This is a genomic window from Microbispora sp. NBRC 16548 (genome assembly GCF_030268985.1).
Lineage (GTDB): Bacteria > Actinomycetota > Actinomycetes > Streptosporangiales > Streptosporangiaceae > Microbispora > Microbispora catharanthi.
The window spans coordinates 1-980 of the sequence record NZ_BSSF01000059.1 but is presented as its reverse complement, the minus strand read 5'-3'; the positions used below and the strand labels follow the sequence as shown (position 1 = coordinate 980).

Genomic DNA, 980 nt, shown 5'->3' with positions numbered 1-980 from the left:
CCCTGCGCTCGGCGTTCGACCTGGGCGTGCGCACCGTCACGCCGGAGGACGCGCGCACCAGCGGGCTGGGCTGGGTGGTGGAGCCCGAAGGGCTGTACGAGACCCTCGTCGGGCTGACCTCCCGCTACCCCGGCCTGCCGCCGGTCTACATCACCGAGAACGGGTACGGCGACGACGGCGTGCTCGAAGACAGCGGGCGCGTCGACTACCTGCGCGACCACCTGGCCGCGACCCGCGACGCGATGACGGCGGGCGCGGACGTGCGGGGCTACTTCTGCTGGTCGCTGATGGACAACTTCGAGTGGGCCCGCGGCTACTCCGCCAGGTTCGGCATCGTGCACGTCGACTACGACACCCAGATGCGCACGCCGAAGGCCAGCTTCCACTGGATGCGGGACTTCATCGCCGACCCGGTCGTCACCGCACCCGTCACCGCGGGCCCGGTCACCACGCCCCCGGGCGGCGGCCGAGAAGCTCATTGAGCTGGCCGCTTATCCCGATCGTGTTGCGCAGCAGCCCGCCGATCTGCTCGTCCGGGATCGCCAGGTCGGCGAGCACCGGCAAGATCACCTCCAGCGGCAATTGACGGGCCTCGCCGGCCTCGGCCCGTTCGATCAACGCCTCGTCGCCTGCGTCAGTGCAGGTCAGGCAGATCCGGTGGAAATCTCCCCACGACCACAGCGAGGCGTGACCGGCAAACCGCGAGCGGCGTCGGCCGCGACGAACTCCAGGAGATCGCCGACGCCGCTCTGCACAACTGGCCGCCCCTCTGAGAACGGCCCGCACCGGTAGAGCGGCCTCGCGTGCGAGTGACCGCCCGTGGCCGGTCCGCCCTGTCTCAGACTTCGTCGATGGTCATCGCGCCCTCGTGGGGACGCCGGGACAGGTCGATGCCGAGCTCCTCCGCCGCGCGGAAGACGTCCTCGTCGGTGTCCCTCATCTCGATCGACATGCCGTCGCTGGAGAGAACCTCGACGTTC

2 protein-coding genes are annotated in these 980 nt (G+C 70.2%); one reads left to right on the top strand and one right to left on the bottom strand.

From position 1 onward, the window contains the following. The coding region (locus QSK36_RS43015) for a family 1 glycosylhydrolase (RefSeq protein WP_285786435.1) at positions 1-482 on the top strand (482 nt) is incomplete at its 5' end. Here the strand turns inward: QSK36_RS43015 and QSK36_RS43010 are convergent. Then, positions 445-618 carry a hypothetical protein gene (locus QSK36_RS43010; RefSeq protein WP_183532550.1) on the bottom strand — a complete coding sequence of 58 codons (174 nt, stop codon included), beginning with the start codon at positions 616-618 and terminating at the stop codon, positions 445-447. The genes QSK36_RS43015 and QSK36_RS43010 overlap by 38 nt on opposite strands. Positions 619-980 lie beyond the last annotated feature (362 nt).